Below are 16,254 nucleotides of genomic sequence, written 5' to 3' on the forward strand. Positions count from 1 at the left end.
GTCCCACGACTCACCGCGTTGGGTCCAGTCATCGCGGTCGATCCACCCGGAACGGTGACCGGCCACACCGGCGCGCCCTACCGATACGGCCCCCGCGCCTGTGTCGACGCCCGCTTCGTCCGTGCGGTCATCGGCCACCTGGCACTCGACCGGGTCGTGTTGCACGGCTGGTCGATGGGCGGACTCGTCGCGGCGCTGGCCGCCGACCTTGTGCCGGCCCGGGTCACCGGGCTCGTGCTCTTCGCGCCGGCGTTGCCCTGGCGACGCACCGCACGGTTTGAACAGTTGGCGTGGCAGACGCTGGGTCGCGCCGCACTCGCCGTCGGAGCGCCGGTCGCACGCGCCGGGCTACGCCTGGCAGGCCCGCGTGCCCTGACCCGAAAACGCGCCGCCGTGACCGGTGTGGACGTGTTCGCCAACGCCCGGGGCGACGTACCCGGCGGCGACCCGAGCTTGGTGTCGCCTGAACAGGTCGCTGTGTACGTCGACGACCTGACCACGGCTGCTCAGCGCCCAGGGCTCCTCGTCGGCGGCGTCACCGCGTTCGCATCGGCCATGACCGCGATGTTCGTCGACCAGCAGCCGGTCTTGGACGTACTCGATCGGCTCCCCGTGCCGGTGCTGTTGCTGTGGGGGACCGACGACCCGCTTGTCGACCCGCCGTCGTATCAGCGCCACGCCGAGCGCACGGGGTGGACCCCCCATGCGGTCGAACACGCCGGCCACCTGCTGCCCATCGAACGACCAGACGAGTGCGTCCGCGCGGTCCAAGACTGGCTGACGCGCACGCCAGACTGAGCAGTCGACCCGCCCTGTATCCCCGGATGCCGTGCGGTCATGACAGTCGGACAACCTCCGCGTGCCTCACGTCAACTCAGGGAGGGCGATGGTCGATCTTCAGGCGGTCTATGTGAATCATGGGAGCCGTCGGCTGCTGGTGTCGCGCAACGAAGGCGGGCAAGATCGGGTGTGACTCGCGTTGCGAGCGCTTGTGCTTGGTGGCGTCCTCGGCTGCGGCGCCGCAGCTGTAAGAGCGCCACACCGGTCGTATAAATGATGGCAACGTGATGCGCCAATGCTTATACTGACGGTGTGGAGTGGATGCGGCAGCTCGGCGAGCGTGGCTACAACGTCCAGGTCGCTGCTGACCGGGTGGTCATCTCGTGGGACGGCGGCCGGACCACGTTCCGTCTCGTGCGGCCTGGTCGCTCGCCGCGACCGTCCGAACTGACGGCAGCGACCGAGCCAAGTCTCGTCGTTGCCGAGCGACTGTCACCGGGAGTCCAGCGGCGTTTGGAGGAGTTCGGGTGGTCGTGGGCGACCGACGATGGCGCCTTGAGCATCGATTTCGAGGGCGAACGACTTCGAGGGCCGATCGCGGAGGATCCTGGCGACGCAACTGCGAACCGTGCGGGTCCCGCCGCACCGGGCCCGGCGCCGTACGCCGCCACCGCCGTGGCGCGAGTGCTCCTTGTCGCTCACACGCCGCTCATCCAGTCGCAGATCGCCGAGCGCATCGGGGTCACGCAACCGCGGGTGTCGCAGGTCCTCAACAATCTGCTCGCGTGGGATCTGGTCGAGCGCATCGGCCGTCGTGGCTGGTGTCCGAGCGACCATCGACGGCTGCTCGCTCACCTGTTGCACAACGCGCCACCGCCGACCGAGGGCGTATCCATGTGGTGGGCGACCGCCGAGCAGGATCCGTGGGACGTGACGCTGCGCTGCCTTCCCCAGCTGCTCGACGCTCGGGTGTCCGGCGATACGGCGGCGGATCTGTACGCCCCCTGGCGGCGACCAGCACTGTCGATCGTGTACGCGGCGAAGACCGTCGATCTGCACCCGCTCGGCCTGGTCGCAGCCGACGGCCCCGACGAGGCCGTGCTGCGACTGGTCACTCCGGCCGACCCGACGCTCCTCCCCGAACCCGCTACGCCGCGGCGCTTCCGCGGAGTGACCGTGCCCCTGGCGGATCCCATCGTCGTGCTGCGCGACGTCCAGGCGGGCCCAGGTCCCGACGCTGGGGAAGCGGCAGCCGCGCTGGAGGCGGCGCTGCCCGATCTCCTCGGGTGGCCGACGTGACGGTGTTGACCACCGCGTCGCGGTCCCGTGCGGAGGATGCGGCGCACCGCGCGGTGGCCGATATTGGCACGGCCATCGGTCCGGCTGACTACCGCCTGGTCGGCGGGCAGATGGTGACGCTGCTCGTCGCCCGCTACCAACCGCCGGACGCACCGGTGCGAACGACGGCGGACGCCGATGTCGGCGTGCGCACGCAGGTCGTCGCGGACGGCGCGTTCGTCGACGAGCTAACCGTACGGGGCTACGTGAGACGCGGCGGGAATCGGTTCGTCCGCGATGACGACACGATCGACGTGCTCGTGCCGGCGGCTGCGAGCCGCGCTCGACACAACCGACGGGTCGGTGCACTCGTCGTCGACGAGGTCTCTGGGCTCAGCTTCGCGCTCTCGCGTCCGGTCGAGTCGGCCGACGTGGACGTCGCACTCACCGACGGCACTAGCCTACACTACGCGGTCAGCTTGCCCGATCCGCTGGCCGCGCTCGTGCTCAAGGCGCTCGCGTGGAACGCGCGGCTCGCCGATAAGGACATCGTCGACGTCTACCGCTGCCTGGCCGTTGCTCGGGTCGCCGGCGTCACACCGGACGACTGGCCCGACCACTCTGAGCCGTCCGCGCACGGGAGCTGCTCCGCGGCCATTTCGCCACACGACGAAGCACCGCGGTCCGCGCGCTGATCGCCGCCACGTGTGGACCGCTGACTCGGCCCGATATCCCGTAGCCGGGAGACGCGCCGTCAGGCGGTCATGAAGTGGCCGGTGGCCGACCGGCCCGCGGCGAGCGTCAGTGTGGCGGCTCCGCGCCCATCACGCGCACGGTCACGTCGTCGGGTCGCACTTGCGCGCCGACCCGCGGCTCCGGTCGTCCGTCGTCGTTGCCCAGCATCTCCATGGTTCGCCCCCATCGTCGCCGATGACGCCGTCCGCCGACTCGTCGACCTTGCAAGACACCTGGCGTGTGGCACGGCGCGTTCGCCCAGCAGCTCGGGTTGTCCGGCCACGTGCCGCCGAAGCGTTCCGCGCCATTAGCGGCGGCGGGCGACATCTACGACGCCGAACTGCGCCGCCTTTACATGCACTTCCGCGCCGGTCGTGGCTGGCCGCCCGGCGAAGCGGTTTGGCGTTGCCCGCTAACGCTGCCACCCACACGGGCACGCCGGGACGCTGCACCCGGTCGCGGGAGGAACTGGGCATCGTCGATGGTGCTGACCGCGGTGGTGTACGGGCTCACCTGACTAGGCGGCCGTGAGGATCTGCCAGCGACTCGTCGAGCATCTGGTCCCGGCGCCTGTGGTCGAGTTGCTCCCCCGTCGCCGACAGCTCCCGTCCGACACGGTCGCCGCCGATGCCGACGACCAGGGTGAGGCGGCCGTTGCTGAGCCTGTCGAATGTCGCGGTCTCCCTGGCAACCTTTGGCCGGCGGGCGGCGAGGGACGCCATGATCATTGGGCCCAGCCGCAGCCGCTCGGTGGCAGTCGCGATTGCCGCGAGCGTTGTCCACGCGTCAGCCACCTGCCTCACTGGCGCCTGCCAGCAGGTGATCCCATACGAAGACCCCGTGCCACCCCAGCCGGCGCCCTCCGCCTCGGCGGCCAGGCGCGCCACCGCCACGGGTCGGAGAGTTCGTCGAACAAGGGCAACCAGAGCGCCACCCGACAGCGTGCTTGTGGGCATGTGCCGGGCTCCGCACTCACCGCATGCGGGTAGGAACGTAGCTGTCGAGCAGGTTCGCGAGGTCGTGGGGACGGCTGAGCGCCACGCAGTGGCCCGCTTCGACCTCGTCGGCGACGATGCCGAGACGGTCGGCCACCACGCGCCGCATGAACTCGGCGGGGAAGAACCGGTCCTCGGTGCACACCACGAACTTCGTGGGGACGGCTGGCCACGCATCCAGCGGCCACGGGCTGTTGTACGCCGCGTCCGATTCGGGGCGCTCCTTGCTGAGTGCCTGCTCGGCAAGGTCACGCGGCACGTCGTGGTAGAAGGCGACGAACGGGTCGTCGTGTCCGGTCAGACCGCCGTCGCGGCGAGCCTGCTCCTGCACGGCCCGCCCATAGCCGGTGTTCTCCCACCACTCCGCTGGCTTCTCGCCGGCGGCAGGGATCATCCCAGCCACCAGGACGAGCACCTCGACGGGAAGCCGATCGGCGACAAGCGGTGCGGTGAAGCCACCGTAGGACTGGCCCGCGACGATCAGGTCACGCCGGTCGCCGATCGCGTCGACCACCGCGTCGGCGTAGTCGAGCAGGCTGGCGGTGGCGTCGTCACACGGCAGGTCCGGTGCCACGACATCATGGCCTCGCTGACGCAACTCATCGTCCACCAGGTGCCAGTACCAGCCCACGTCCCCGCCGCCATGGATCAACACGAACGTCGCCATGTTCACCTCCGGCCGTAGTAAAGCGCTGCCCGGACAGCTACGCCACTCGCCCGTCCAACAGCCCTCGCTGCTTCACCTGGACCGGTAGCCAGCCAACATCGGTCGGTCCTTGGCCCGAAGGTCTGCGGTCACCAGACCGGCCGCTGTCACGCTGAGTGATCGTGCGGCCGGCACGCCTGCCGAGTGTCTCCTCGACGAGCCATCCCGGCGGTAGCCCGGATGCCGGTATCCGTCGGCGTTGGACGTTTCCGTCTTGGGCGACAACGATCGAGAGGCTATCCCGCCACGGGTTGTCGCGACTGGGCGAAGAAGGCCGCCGGCCGACCGAGAGACCGTATCTGCGGGTAGGGGATGGCGCCGGGCGGTCCGGCCATGAGGTCCAACCATCCAGCGTCGATGACCAGGGTCCAGTTGGCGCCGCCGGCGAGATTGCCGACCAGAATACGTCGTAAACGATATGCAGCCGGGTTCAGGCGGTCATGAAGTGTGCGGGGGGCGAGTGCGGCGGCGCCGTCGGCGCGTTCCGTCACGACGGCATCGCACGCTGGTCACGGGGCCCCGTCACGACTCCGGCGGACCATCCGCCCGGTCCACCACCCGCTCCGCGCCGCAGTGCGGACAACGCGAGTCGTCAGCGTGCTCGTCGTCGAGGAAGCGACCACACGACAGGCAGGTCCGATCCAACCAGCACGCGTCGTCGCCCATGCCACGACCGTAGCGGCACCCGACGCGTCATGCCGGACGCGCCAGACATCCACGGCCCGTTGGCCTCCCTCGCTGGCTGCGCGCCACCGAGCGATCACCGATTGGTGGCGGTCAGCGCAGGCGTCCGCTTCGGCACCGCCGTTGCCTCCGCTCGTACGGTGGGTCCATGGCGGACGGAAACCGACGACGGACGATCGGCGCGGTCGTGCTCGCCAGCGCCGTGTCGCTCGTCATGGCCGCGGTCGCGGCGGTCGCGCTGCGCGCCGGGGACGGCACGGTCGCCCGGGACGACCCGGTGCGGGTGGTGCCCGTGCTGGCACTGCCGTCTCCTCGCACCGACGGCGAGACGTCGTTGGAGCAGGCCATCCTGCGCCGCGGCTCGGTGCGGGAGTTCGACCCCACGCCGTTGACGCTCGGTGTGCTCGGACAGCTGCTGTGGGCCGCGCAGGGTCAGCGGGAGCAGGGCCGCACCGCGCCGTCCGCCGGAGGGCTCTACCCGCTCGAGGTCTACGTCGCCCACGAGCAGGGCATCTACCACTACCGCCCTGATGGGCACGAGGTCGCCGCCGTGTCGAACACCGACATCCGCGACGACCTCGCCGCGGCGGCGCTCGACCAGCGCGCCTTTCACACCGCGCCCGCGGTGATCGCCATCGCGGGGGTCGAGGAGCGCAGCGCGCGCAAGTACGGGGGGCGGGCCGAGCAGTACGTCCTGATCGAGGTGGGCCACGCCGCGCAGAACGTGCTGCTGCAGGCCGCCGTCCTGGGAGTCGGCGCGGTGCCCACCGGCGCGTTCGACGACCCCGCTGTCGCTGAGCTGTTCGGCATGCCCGACGGCACCGAGCCGCTGTACCTGATCCCCGTCGGGCGCCCGGCCTGATGAAGGCTTCTGAGCCGTCAGGCGCCCCGGGCCGTTGCGAGCGGAGCGGAGCTTGCGGAGTGGCGCGAGCAAGTTGCGCGCACGACGTTCGGCGGCGACGGTGGGTGCGCGACCGCTGCGAGCAGGACCGTCACCGTGAGCCCACGTCGGCGACCACGACATCCGGCTCTCGTGGCACGCGTACTGACGGCGGGCCTGAGCTTCGCCGCCGCGCTCGGCATCGTCGCAGTGATGGCCCGCGACAGCCAGCGGCGCGCAGCGCCGGCCTCGCCCGCGCGGACGGTCGAGGTGCGCATCGGCGGGGAGGTCGGCGACGACGAGGCGAGGGCGGCGCTGCGCGCCTGGCTCGAAGGCCGACCTGACCTCGACCGCGACGGCTCCGTGACCGTCGTCGACAGCCCGCCCGACACGACGACCGCCCCGAGCTGATGTCGGTGTCGGCGAGCGTCGGGCCGGTGCTGCGACACCGCTTCCGCGTGATGGGCAGCGTTGCGGAGCTCACACTGGTCGGCGGCACCTCGCAGGTCCTGTCGGCCGCGGTCTCCCGACTGCACCAGCTCGATCGCCGCTGGAGCAGGTTCCGCCCCGACAGCGAGGTCAGCCGCATGAACGCGAAGGCCGGACGGCCCGCCCCGGTGTCGTGGGAGACGATGCTGCTGGTCGACCTGGCGCGCCGGGGTTGGAGTGACACCGACGGCCGCTACGACCCGACCCTGCTGGCTGCCGTGCGGCGGGCCGGCTACACCGACGACCTCGCGCTGTTGCCCGCCGTCGCCCCGTCACCGGACCCCGTCCACCACGATCCGCGGACCTGTGCGCGCATCAGCATCGACAGGGACGCGGGGACCGTCACCCTCCCCGACGGTGCGGGCTTCGACCCGGGTGGCATCGGCAAGGGGCTGGCGGCCGACCTCATCGGTGCCGACCTCGCAGACCGCGGGATCCGCGGTGGATGCGTGAACATCGGCGGCGACCTGCGCCTCTGGGGAGCCGGTCCGCACGACGAGCGATGGCGGGTGGCCGCCGCCGACCGCACGGTCGCGGTCACCGATGCTGGTGTGGCCACGAGCGGGACCGGGCGCCGTACGTGGGTCCTCGCCGGGCGCCGTATGCACCACCTGATCGACCCGACCACGCTCGACCCGGCCAACACCGGCGTGACCGCCGTGACCGTGGTCGCGCCGGCGGCGTGGCAGGCCGAGATCTACGCCCTGGCCGCGCTGCTGTCCGGTCCGGCGGGAGCCCGAGCGGGCCTCCGTCGCTGGGGCGTCGACGGCATCGTCGTCGAGGATCGCGGGGCCATCCGCGCGAGTCGGCGGCTCCACCGGCGACCATGAACCCGCAGGCCTGGTGGTTCGTCGTCCGCGCAAGCGGACTCGTGGCGTACGCCCTGATCGGCGTCACCGTGATCGTCGGCCTGCTGCTTTCGACCCGTCTGCTCGGACGGCGGCCACCGCCCGACTGGATGCTCGACTGGCACCGCTTCCTCGGCGGTCTCAGCCTGGTGTTCACCGCCCTGCACCTCGTCAGCCTGCTGATCGACGACTACATCGAGTTCCGCGTCGTCGACCTGGTCGTGCCGTTCGCCACCACGTGGCGACCCGTGGCGCTCGCGCTCGGCATCCTGGCGCTCTACATGGCCGTGGCGGTACAGGTCACGTCGCTGGCGCGTCAACGGATGCCGCTGAGGTGGTGGCGCCGCATCCACCACCTCAGCGTGCCGCTGTTCGTGTTCGCGACGGCGCACCTGCTCCTGGCCGGCACCGACGCCGATCATCCCCTGGTCGTGCTCACGGTCGGCGGTCTGAGCGCGACGATCGCGCTGCTGCTGTGGTTCCGGCTGCCCGTCCCGCTCGGCACTGCCGACGCCACCCGTCGGGAGTGACGCCGCGCGATGGAGCTGTCCCGGACCGCCAGCGATGCGCAGGACCCGGGTCGTGGTGACGTTGCTGCTCATCGGCGATGTGATGCTCGGCCGCGCCTGCCGTCCATCGGCGCCGAGCCCGGCACGGGAGGACGCCGTCTGACCGTTGGCCAGGGTCGTCGTCGGCGACGTCGATAGCCGGCAGGCCGGGGACCGAGGACCCGCCGTCTGCGGGTCGAGCGGCACACCCGATCGACGGGTGACGCCGCCACACTGATGGGCGGAGGCGATCATCCCATGCCGCGACGTCGGGGGCCAAGGATGCTCGGCGATCGACTGCCGTCGACGACCGCCGGGCAGTTCGCGCGTTCTGTCTGGGCGACCTCGCAGCTGCTGACGGCCGGCAGGCTGTCACAACCGACCACACACCGCGCCCGGCCGCTGCACTTTGCGGACGGTACGACGTCGTACGTGTTCCGCGAGACACTCGTCGACGGCCTCCCCACGACCGAACCGGCCGTGCTCGTCGTGCGGTTCAGCCTCCGTCTGGTCGGGACGAACCCGTGGTTGCACGCGGCGTTCCGCCGGGAGTGCGTGCTCCACACTCCGCTGTTCGCCGGGTTCCCAGGGTTCCGTTCGAAGCTGTGGCTGACCGATCCGCATACCGGCGTGTACCGGGGTCTGTACGAGTGGGACGGCGCGGACCGGGCGGTGCACTACGCCGAGACGCTCGCGCGGTTGCTGGCGCTCGTCTCCGCGCCGCAGTCGGTCCACCACCACGTGGTCTCACCGGTCCGGCGCGACGCGGTGCTGCGTGACCCGACATTGGTCACCGACGGTCCGGCGTGGTCCCGTCTCGTCCCGCCGGCCGGACCGGTGGCGCCACGGAGCGGGTGATGGGCGTGCCAGCCGACGTGCTGATCGTGGGCGCAGGGCCCACGGGGCTCGCGTTGGCTGCCCAGCTCGTCGCGTACCGTGCGACCGTGCGGATCGTCGACAGTCGTCCGACACCGGTCCGCCCATCGCGGGCGATCGTCGTCCAGCCGCGCACCCTGGAGGTGCTCCGGCCGACCGGCGTGACCTCGGCACTGGTCGCGCGGGGCGAGACGACCGCAGCGGCGCGACTGCACCTCGACGGCCGTGCGGTCACCATCGCCATGCACGACGCTGGCCTGCACGACACGCCGTACCCGTTCCTGCTCGTGCTGCGCCAGGCCGAGACCGAGGCGGTGCTGCGCGCACACCTCGCGGACCGCGGGCTCACCGTCGAGTGGGGGACGGAGTTCCGGTGCTGCCGGCCCGGTCCGTCGACGGTCTCGGCCACGTTGCGCCACCACGACGGGAGCGATGAGCTGGTGGAGGCCGGCTACGTCGTGGGCTGCGACGGTGCCGGCAGCACGGTGCGGGACGACGTCGGCATCGAGTTCGTCGGCGCGGCGTATCGCCAGTCCGTGGTGCTCGCGGACGTCGGGATCGACGCCGACCTCTCGGCAGAACCGGTGCACGCCTTCGTCAGCCCCCACGGCGGAGTGGTGCTGTTCGCCGGCGGGGAGCTCGCGCCGTGGCGGGTCATCCTCATCCGCGGCCGGCGATCGCGGGCGTCCGGTGCGCTCGATGCCGACGGTCTGCGCAGGCGGGTCGCCATGCTCACGGCCGGCCGCGTGGCAGTGCGGGAGGTGGCATGGCTCACCGACATCCCCCAGCAGCACCGGTTGGCCGGCACGTTCCGGTCCGGCCGGGTCATCCTCGCCGGCGACGCCGCGCACGTGCACAGTCCTGCGGGCGCGCGGGGCATGAACACCGGGATCCAGGACGCGTGCAACCTCGGGTGGAAGCTCGGCCTGGTCGCGACGGGCCTGGGCGACGAGGCCCTGCTGGACACGTACGACGCCGAACGGCGTCCGACGGCGCGCACGTCGCTGCTGCTGACGCACCTGATCTTCTTCGGCGAGGCCGCGGACCATCCTGTGCTTCAGTGGGCTCGCGCAGCGCTCGCCCCGCTCCTCGTCCCCGCCGCGGTCGCGCTGCCGTGGCCGCGGCGGTTCGCGTTGCGCACGATCGGGCAGCTCGGCGTCGCCTATGGCGGCGGCCTGCTGGCGACCGAGGGGCTGCCGAGGCTGCGGCACGGTCCGCGTGCCGGATCCCGCATGCCCGACGTACTGCTCGACCGTGACGGCGCACCTTGCCGACTGCACGAGGCGGTGGCCGCACCCCGGTTCCACCTGCTGCTGTGCGGATCCGCCGGTACATGGCGCCCGTCGCAGCTCGCCTGCTTCCGCAGGCGGTTCGACGGTGTCGTGGACATCGTCCTGCTCTCCGACGCGTCCTGGCACGAACCGGGCGTCCGCGCGCTGCACGACCCGCATGGGCAGGCGCTCGCCGAGCTCGGCGCCGGTCCGACCGCGCAGTACCTCGTCCGGCCCGACGGGCACGTCGCGTACCGGAGCGCTGCCAGCGACCTCGATGAGGTCACGCGCCACCTCACCCGCTGGCTGCCCGGGTCCGTCGCGTAGGGCGTCCCCAGGATGACCAGAATCGGGATCGTCCAGGGGTCGGTTGTGCGTGTCGATGCCGCAGGCCGATCGTCTGCAGCCGTCGGTTGGCCGGACCCCCTGTCACGCGGGAAGCGTCTCGGGCAGGTCGAAGGCGCCGAACAGCGACGGGCCGAACGTGGTGATCTCGGCGATCGTGCCGTCCTCGACACGCAGGACGTCGAACTTGAAGGCCCGGTACAGCGTGTCGCCGGGTCGCATCAGGTAGCTCGCGGCGGTCGGCATGCGGTTGGCCATCGTCGGCAGCAGCCGCCACTCGCCCTCGCGCTCGTCGCCGAACGCCCGCTCCAGCAGCGGCGCGATCGCGTCGAGCCCGTCGAAGACCATGAGTTGTGGCGGCATCGTGACGCGGATGTCGTGGGACGCGGCTGCGGCCGCCGCGGCCGCGTCACACCGTTCGTGCGCGTCGATGAACCGCGCGAGCAGCTCGCGTTCGTCGGCCGTCGGCTCCTGCGACGACCACTCCGACCGCTGCGACGGCAGGTGCTGCTGCATCGTCGCGCGGGCGCGCTGCAGCGCGCTGTTGGCCGCCGCGACGCTCGTCTCGAGCAGCTCCGCGGTCTCGCTGGCCGGCCAGCCGAGCACGTCGCGCAGCAGCAGCGCGGCGCGCTGCCGCGGCGGCAGCACCTGCAGGGCCGCCAGGTACGCCAGCTCGATCGTCTCGCGCGCGACCGCGACGGCGTCGGGCTGGTCGTCGGGCGGCGCGATCTCGTCGAGCAGCCGGTCCGGGTACGGCTGCAGCCACGGCACGTCGGCGAACGAGCGCGGCTCGGTGGCCTGCCGCGACCGCTTGCGCAGCCCGTCCAGGCACACGTTGGTCGCGATGCGGTACAGCCACGCCCGGAACAGCGCGTCACCCTTGAAGGTGTCGCGGTTGCGCCACGCCCGCAGGAACGTCTCCTGTACGGCGTCCTCGGCCTCGTCGAACGACGCGAGCATGCGGTAGCAGTGCACGTGCAGCTCGCGGCGGTGGAGCTGGGTCACCGCCGCGAAGGCATGCTCGTCACCAGCGACCGCCGCGGCGACGGAGCCGTCCGTCTGTTGCGTCATCAGCACACCATCCCCTTGGATCTGGCCGCGCTGGTCATGCGGCGGGCGCACCGCGGTGGGCCTCCTGCAGCACCCAGGTGTTGCCGTCGGGGTCGCGGAAGTCAGCGAAGGAGTTGTACTCGGCGCGTTCGGGGTCTGGGCCGGGCTGCCACCCGTTCGGGCCCATGTGGCGGATCTCGCTCACCTTGACGCCGCGGCCGGTCAGTTCCTCGTGTGCGGCGACGATGTCGGTGACGACCAGGTGCATACCGGTGACCGATCCGGGCTCGGCGTCGGTGATGCCGACGCCCACGCTGATCGAGCACGCCGACCCGGGTGGGGTCAGCTGCACGACGCGGAAGTCGTCGCCGGCGCGGTGGTCGACGTCGCAGGCGAAGCCCGCCTGATCGGTGTAGAACGCCTTGGCGCGATCCACGTCGGTCACGGGCACCAGCACGAGCTCGAGCTTGTAGTCCATGGTGTGCGCTCCTTGTGATGTATGGGTCGACGTCGGTCGGCAGGTGGTGCTCAGCGCAGCACCAGGCCGGCGGTGACGTTGGTCATCGAACCGGTGATGCCGGCCGCGCGGTCCGAGGCGAGGAACGCCGCGGTCTCGGCGACATCGGCCAGCCGCGGAGTCCGCCGCAGCGCGGCCATGCCCGAGATCATGTCGATCACCGTCTGCGGGTCCGGCGTGTTCGGGTTGACCTGGGCCAGCTTGTCCGACGCCAGCGTCTCCTCGACGCCGGCGGTCCAGATGCCGCACACGCGCACGCCTCTCGGCCCGACCTCGGCGGCCAGGTAGCGCATGAATGACTCGATCGCCGCGTCGGCCGGGCCGGTGCTGCCCATGCCCGGCATCGCACCTGCACCAGAGGCGCTGTTGAGGTGCAGGATCACCCCCGACCGCTGCACGATCATCCGCCGCGCCGCGGCGCGCGCGGTCAGGAAGGTGCTGCGCAGGCCGCTGATCGGCGCGCGCAGCAGGTCCTCGGTGGACATCTCGACCAACGGCGTGCCCTGCACGTCGCCACGACTGATCAGGTTGAACGACACGTCGACGCTGCCGGCACGCGCGACGACATCGTCGACGTGCGCGTCGACCGCGGCCTCGTCAAGCGCGTCGACAACGTCCACATGCGCGGAGCCGCCCGCCGCCTCGATGGCCTTGGCGACCGCCTCCAGCGGCTCGCGGGTCCGGCCGGCCAGGAACACCTGCGCCCCGTCACGCCCGAACGCGTGGGCCACGGCGCCACCGAGGCCCCCACCACCGCCGTAGACGATCGCATTCCTACCTTCCAACAGCTCGCCCATGGTTCGTTCCGATCTCGGATCGACGTCAGTACACCGTGCAACGTCGACCGGGCGCACAACTCATCGGTCCACCGATGATTCTCTTGTGGCGCGGGACTCCGTGCCGATGACTGGCGAGCCTGACCACAGGACTCGGCCGCGGGAATCCGCGACGGCTCTGCGGCACCCACCGACCCGCACCCGGGCCCGCCTCGTCCGCCCGCCGTTCGGACGCGGACCGGGCCGCGCGGCACTGCCGTGTCGATGGCCGAAGCGCTCGCGATCGGACTCGGATGCGACGTCCACCGCCCGACGAGGTAGCGGGACGCCGTACACCCTGAATGGCGCGGCCACCACCCCACCGGGCGGTGGCCGTTTCGCTGTCCGGGGCTGAGACTGCAACACATCGGATCCGGGCCGCGTTGGGCCACGCCGGCCGTCCGACGCCGACCGCAGTGTCGGTCACCGAGCGAGAGCCCCGCACATTCGCGGGCTGCTCAGCCATCCTCCACGGTGGTGTGCACCTCGATCTGGCCCTCCAGCGTGCGGTGCACCGGGCACTTGTCGGCGATCTCGATCAGCTTGGCGTGCTGCTCGTCGTCGAGGTCGCCGTTGATGCGCAGCGTGCGCTCGAACAGATCGATGCGCCCCTCGACATGCTCACAGTTGGCGCAGTCATCGGCGTGGACACGGTCATGCGTGACGGTCGCCTCGACCGACACCAGCGGCCAGTCCTTGCGCGACGCGTACATGCGCAGGGTCATCGCGGTGCACGCCGCCAGCCCGGCGCTGATGTAGTCGTACGGCGTGGGCCCCAGCTCCGTCCCACCCGCGCTCGACGGCTCGTCAGCCAGCAGCGTGAAGCCGCGGGTGCTGATGGTGGTCCGCAGCCCGCTGATGTTGGTCGCGGTCACCAGAGCGTCGTCGTAGCTATCGGTGCCGCCGCGGCCGAGGTCGCCGTCGGTGATGTACCGGCTGGCCCACGCCGCAGTGACCGCCGCGATGTACACGGCGTCACGCTGGTTGGTGACGAGGTGGTCGGCGCGGTCGAGCGACACGAAGCTCTTGGGGTGACGGGCGGCACGGTAGAGGACTTCGGCGTTGTCGATGGACACGAGGTCGTCGCCGGGCGAGTGGAACAGCAGCAGTGCACCGTCGAAGCGTGCCAGCTGCACGTGCGGCTGTTGGCGGTCGAGATCCTCGAGGAACGAGCGGCGCACGGTGAACGTGCGGCCGGCGACCGTGACGGTCGCCGACTCCTCCCGGCGGATGCGCTCGGCGTCGTCGAGCAGGTGTTCCACGTGGGCCGGATCGGCCGGCGCCGCGATCGTTGCGACCGCCCGGACACCGTCGATGTCAGGGGCGGCGCTGATCACCGCGGCGCCGCCCAGCGAGTGGCCGACGAGCAGCGCCGGCGCCCACAGCGTGTCTGCGAGGTAGTCAGCGGCCGCACGCAGGTCGGCGACGTCGCACGAGAACGTCGCGTCGGCGAAGTCGCCACCGCTGCGGCCGAGTCCCGCGAAGTCGAATGACAGGACAGCGATGCCCTGATCGGTCAGCGCGCGGGTGATCTGACGCTCGACCCGCAGGTCCTTCGAGCACGTGAAGCAGTGGGCGAACAGGGCGGTCGCGCTGGGTGCACCGTCAGGCCGTTCCAGCCTGGCGGACAGCTCCTGTCCTCGATCATTGATGAACGTGCAGGTGCTCGACGTCGTCACCCCGGCCTCCTCGTCGCTGTCGGGCGCAGCGTAGTGAGTCGTGCGCGGCGCGTGCGGGCACCGTCGCGTGGGTGACGGTCCCGACGACATCTCCTGAGCTCGTTGGTGCGCCGCCGATCATCAGAATCCCTCGCTGGTGCGACACCGTCACGCGGGAACGTCTCGAGCGGCGCGAAGGCGCCGGACAGCGACGGGCGGAACGTCGCGTTCTCCGCGGTCCTGCCGTTCAGGATCGGCGGTCCGCAACCGTCTCGCGGCGCCGGGTGCGGAGATCATCGGACGACCAGATGGCGGTGCTGTTGTCGTCGGTGTCGATGCCGACCGCGACGGTCATCGCGCCGTTCGCTGCGATCGCGCGGACGGCGACTCGGCTGTGACGCCGCCCTCGACCGTCGAGCGCTGCCACCACGACGCGTCGTCGGACGTCCAAACCGTGATGGCGCCGCTGCCGTGATCCCGGCCGAACGCGACGACTGTTCCGTCGAGGGCGGCGATCCCGTCGATCGCCGCCCTGTCGAGATCCGGGTGGTCGCTCACGGGCTCTTCCACACCCGGCCGTCCGGTGACGTCCACAGCACGGCGCGATCACGCACCGGATCATGGCCTCCAGCGATGAACACGTCGTCGAAGGCGGTGACGGCTGCGACCGTCGCGGCGCCGAAGACACCGGGAGGTCGCCCGCCAGGTGCGCCCGTCGCGGGTCGTCACGACATGTGCGACGTCGCTGTCCGTCGGCTGACCGATCGCCAGCATCTCGTCGTCCGCAGCGATTGCATCGCGGACGCGGAGGCCATCGAGGACCGGAACGTCGTTGGTCCGTGTCCACGTCCGTCCGTCGCCCGAACGCAGAACGACCACGCCGTCACGCTCGTCGCTGACGACCACGAACGACCCGTCGACGGCGACGACTGCGCGAGGACCGTACGCATCCGTGGGACCGAACCACCCGAACTGCGCCTGGAGGAACAGCACCGCGCAGCCGGCGATCGTCGGTGCGACGCCGGCCATCAGCCCACCCGATCGGAAGTCCCCAGGGCCTAGCGCGAGCGACGCGACCGCGAGCAGCGCGGGGATCGCCACCACCAGGCGCTCCACAGCGGCATCGTGGACTTCCCCCCTAGGACGTGGGTGCGTGGCGGGTGGGACGGCGCCGCCCGATGACCAGCAGGGCACCGCCCCCGACCGTGCCGAGCCCACCGACGAGGAGCGCCGCGACCGGAGTGTGCGAGTCAGTCCTCGTCGTCGTCGGTGTCCTGGCGTTCGTCGCCGCCGTCCCGTCCCTGCTCCTCGACCTCGTGGCGGGATCCGTCCCGCCACCACACCTTCAGGCGTGACCGGTGGTGCTCGGACTCGAAGTCGACCCGGGTCGATCCGTCGTCCTCTGCCTCGACGTCGGCGGTGAAGCCGGCTGCCGGCACCGCGCCGAGCACCTCGACCTCATCCGGCGAGAACCGCACGGTGGCCGTGCCGCCGACGGTCTCGAACGTACGCGTCCGTGACGTCGTCATCGGTGCGTCAGACGGCGCGTCCTGCGGTGGCGGGTCAACCGACTGCTCTGCGGGAGGGGAGGTCACGACCGCTGGCAGGGGAGCTGCGACGTCGGTCGCGACTGCACGCACGCCCGCCCACGCGAGCGCGGTGGCTGCGACGGTGGCGACCAGCCACGCCAGTGCGAGCGCGACGCGTCTCATGGGTCCAGCGTGCCAGCGTCCGCGTTAAGGGCGGCTCAAGACGACCTCAAACCGGGCTTGTGAACCA

General features: G+C 71.4%; 18 protein-coding genes. 9 read left to right on the top strand and 9 right to left on the bottom strand.

All coding sequences use genetic code 11. The features are described from left to right. The 3 genes from VFZ70_08525 to VFZ70_08535 form a co-directional block, all read left to right on the top strand. Nucleotides 1-798 (top strand): alpha/beta hydrolase (locus tag VFZ70_08525; GenBank protein HEX6255844.1); only part of this gene is annotated, 798 nt, incomplete at its 5' end. Between the two features lie 537 nt (nucleotides 799-1,335). Next, nucleotides 1,336-2,079: a helix-turn-helix domain-containing protein gene (locus tag VFZ70_08530; protein ID HEX6255845.1), complete on the top strand. Its 744-nt coding sequence runs from the start codon at nucleotides 1,336-1,338 to the stop codon at nucleotides 2,077-2,079. Then, entirely contained in the window at nucleotides 2,076-2,753 is a 678-nt protein-coding gene (locus VFZ70_08535; protein ID HEX6255846.1) for a hypothetical protein, read from the top strand. Before VFZ70_08530 ends, VFZ70_08535 begins: the two co-directional genes overlap by 4 nt. 549 nt (nucleotides 2,754-3,302) lie before the next feature. Here the strand turns inward: VFZ70_08535 and VFZ70_08540 are convergent. Both VFZ70_08540 and VFZ70_08545 read right to left on the bottom strand, forming a co-directional pair. Then, a complete protein-coding gene (locus VFZ70_08540) occupies nucleotides 3,303-3,749 on the bottom strand; it encodes an LLM class flavin-dependent oxidoreductase (GenBank protein ID HEX6255847.1) in 447 nt (148 codons plus the stop codon). A gap of 16 nt (nucleotides 3,750-3,765) precedes the next feature. Then, nucleotides 3,766-4,455: an alpha/beta hydrolase gene (locus tag VFZ70_08545; GenBank protein HEX6255848.1), complete on the bottom strand. Its 690-nt coding sequence runs from the start codon at nucleotides 4,453-4,455 to the stop codon at nucleotides 3,766-3,768. 871 nt (nucleotides 4,456-5,326) lie between these two features. Between VFZ70_08545 and VFZ70_08550 the strand changes: the two genes are divergently transcribed. From VFZ70_08550 to VFZ70_08575, 6 genes are all read left to right on the top strand, one after another. After that, nucleotides 5,327-6,040 carry a SagB/ThcOx family dehydrogenase gene (locus VFZ70_08550; protein HEX6255849.1) on the top strand — a complete coding sequence of 238 codons (714 nt, stop codon included), beginning with the start codon at nucleotides 5,327-5,329 and terminating at the stop codon, nucleotides 6,038-6,040. Between the two features lie 171 nt (nucleotides 6,041-6,211). Then, a complete protein-coding gene (locus tag VFZ70_08555) occupies nucleotides 6,212-6,469 on the top strand; it encodes a hypothetical protein (protein HEX6255850.1) in 258 nt (85 codons plus the stop codon). 5 nt (nucleotides 6,470-6,474) lie between these two features. Beyond that, entirely contained in the window at nucleotides 6,475-7,377 is a 903-nt protein-coding gene (locus VFZ70_08560) for an FAD:protein FMN transferase (GenBank protein HEX6255851.1), read from the top strand. After that, entirely contained in the window at nucleotides 7,374-7,925 is a 552-nt protein-coding gene (locus tag VFZ70_08565; GenBank protein ID HEX6255852.1) for a ferric reductase-like transmembrane domain-containing protein, read from the top strand. Before VFZ70_08560 ends, VFZ70_08565 begins: the two co-directional genes overlap by 4 nt. Before the next feature lie 300 nt (nucleotides 7,926-8,225). Continuing rightward, nucleotides 8,226-8,801 carry a hypothetical protein gene (locus VFZ70_08570; GenBank protein ID HEX6255853.1) on the top strand — a complete coding sequence of 192 codons (576 nt, stop codon included), beginning with the start codon at nucleotides 8,226-8,228 and terminating at the stop codon, nucleotides 8,799-8,801. Beyond that, nucleotides 8,801-10,417, top strand: a complete 1,617-nt coding sequence (locus VFZ70_08575; GenBank protein HEX6255854.1) for an FAD-dependent monooxygenase — start codon at nucleotides 8,801-8,803, stop codon at nucleotides 10,415-10,417. Before VFZ70_08570 ends, VFZ70_08575 begins: the two co-directional genes overlap by 1 nt. 102 nt (nucleotides 10,418-10,519) lie before the next feature. Here VFZ70_08575 and VFZ70_08580 read toward each other — a convergent pair whose 3' ends face one another. From VFZ70_08580 to VFZ70_08610, 7 genes are all read right to left on the bottom strand, one after another. Then, a complete protein-coding gene (locus VFZ70_08580; GenBank protein HEX6255855.1) occupies nucleotides 10,520-11,506 on the bottom strand; it encodes an RNA polymerase subunit sigma-70 in 987 nt (328 codons plus the stop codon). A 34-nt stretch (nucleotides 11,507-11,540) separates the two neighbouring features. Then, nucleotides 11,541-11,963, bottom strand: coding sequence for a glyoxalase superfamily protein (locus tag VFZ70_08585; GenBank protein ID HEX6255856.1), 423 nt, complete (start codon nucleotides 11,961-11,963; stop codon nucleotides 11,541-11,543). Nucleotides 11,964-12,013: 50 nt separating this feature from the next. Further along, nucleotides 12,014-12,799, bottom strand: coding sequence for an SDR family oxidoreductase (locus tag VFZ70_08590; protein HEX6255857.1), 786 nt, complete (start codon nucleotides 12,797-12,799; stop codon nucleotides 12,014-12,016). Between the two features lie 476 nt (nucleotides 12,800-13,275). Further along, nucleotides 13,276-14,496 (bottom strand): alpha/beta fold hydrolase, encoded by a 1,221-nt coding sequence (locus VFZ70_08595; GenBank protein HEX6255858.1) that lies wholly within the window; start codon nucleotides 14,494-14,496, stop codon nucleotides 13,276-13,278. A 330-nt stretch (nucleotides 14,497-14,826) separates the two neighbouring features. Further along, on the bottom strand, nucleotides 14,827-15,033 hold the full coding sequence (locus VFZ70_08600) for a hypothetical protein (GenBank protein ID HEX6255859.1): 207 nt from the start codon (nucleotides 15,031-15,033) through the stop codon (nucleotides 14,827-14,829). Between the two features lie 60 nt (nucleotides 15,034-15,093). Further along, nucleotides 15,094-15,591 carry a hypothetical protein gene (locus VFZ70_08605; protein ID HEX6255860.1) on the bottom strand — a complete coding sequence of 166 codons (498 nt, stop codon included), beginning with the start codon at nucleotides 15,589-15,591 and terminating at the stop codon, nucleotides 15,094-15,096. 134 nt (nucleotides 15,592-15,725) lie between these two features. Further along, entirely contained in the window at nucleotides 15,726-16,187 is a 462-nt protein-coding gene (locus tag VFZ70_08610; GenBank protein HEX6255861.1) for a hypothetical protein, read from the bottom strand. Between the last annotated feature and the right edge of the window lie 67 nt (nucleotides 16,188-16,254).

This window comes from Euzebyales bacterium, assembly GCA_036374135.1.
In the GTDB taxonomy this organism is placed as follows: domain Bacteria; phylum Actinomycetota; class Nitriliruptoria; order Euzebyales; family JAHELV01; genus JAHELV01.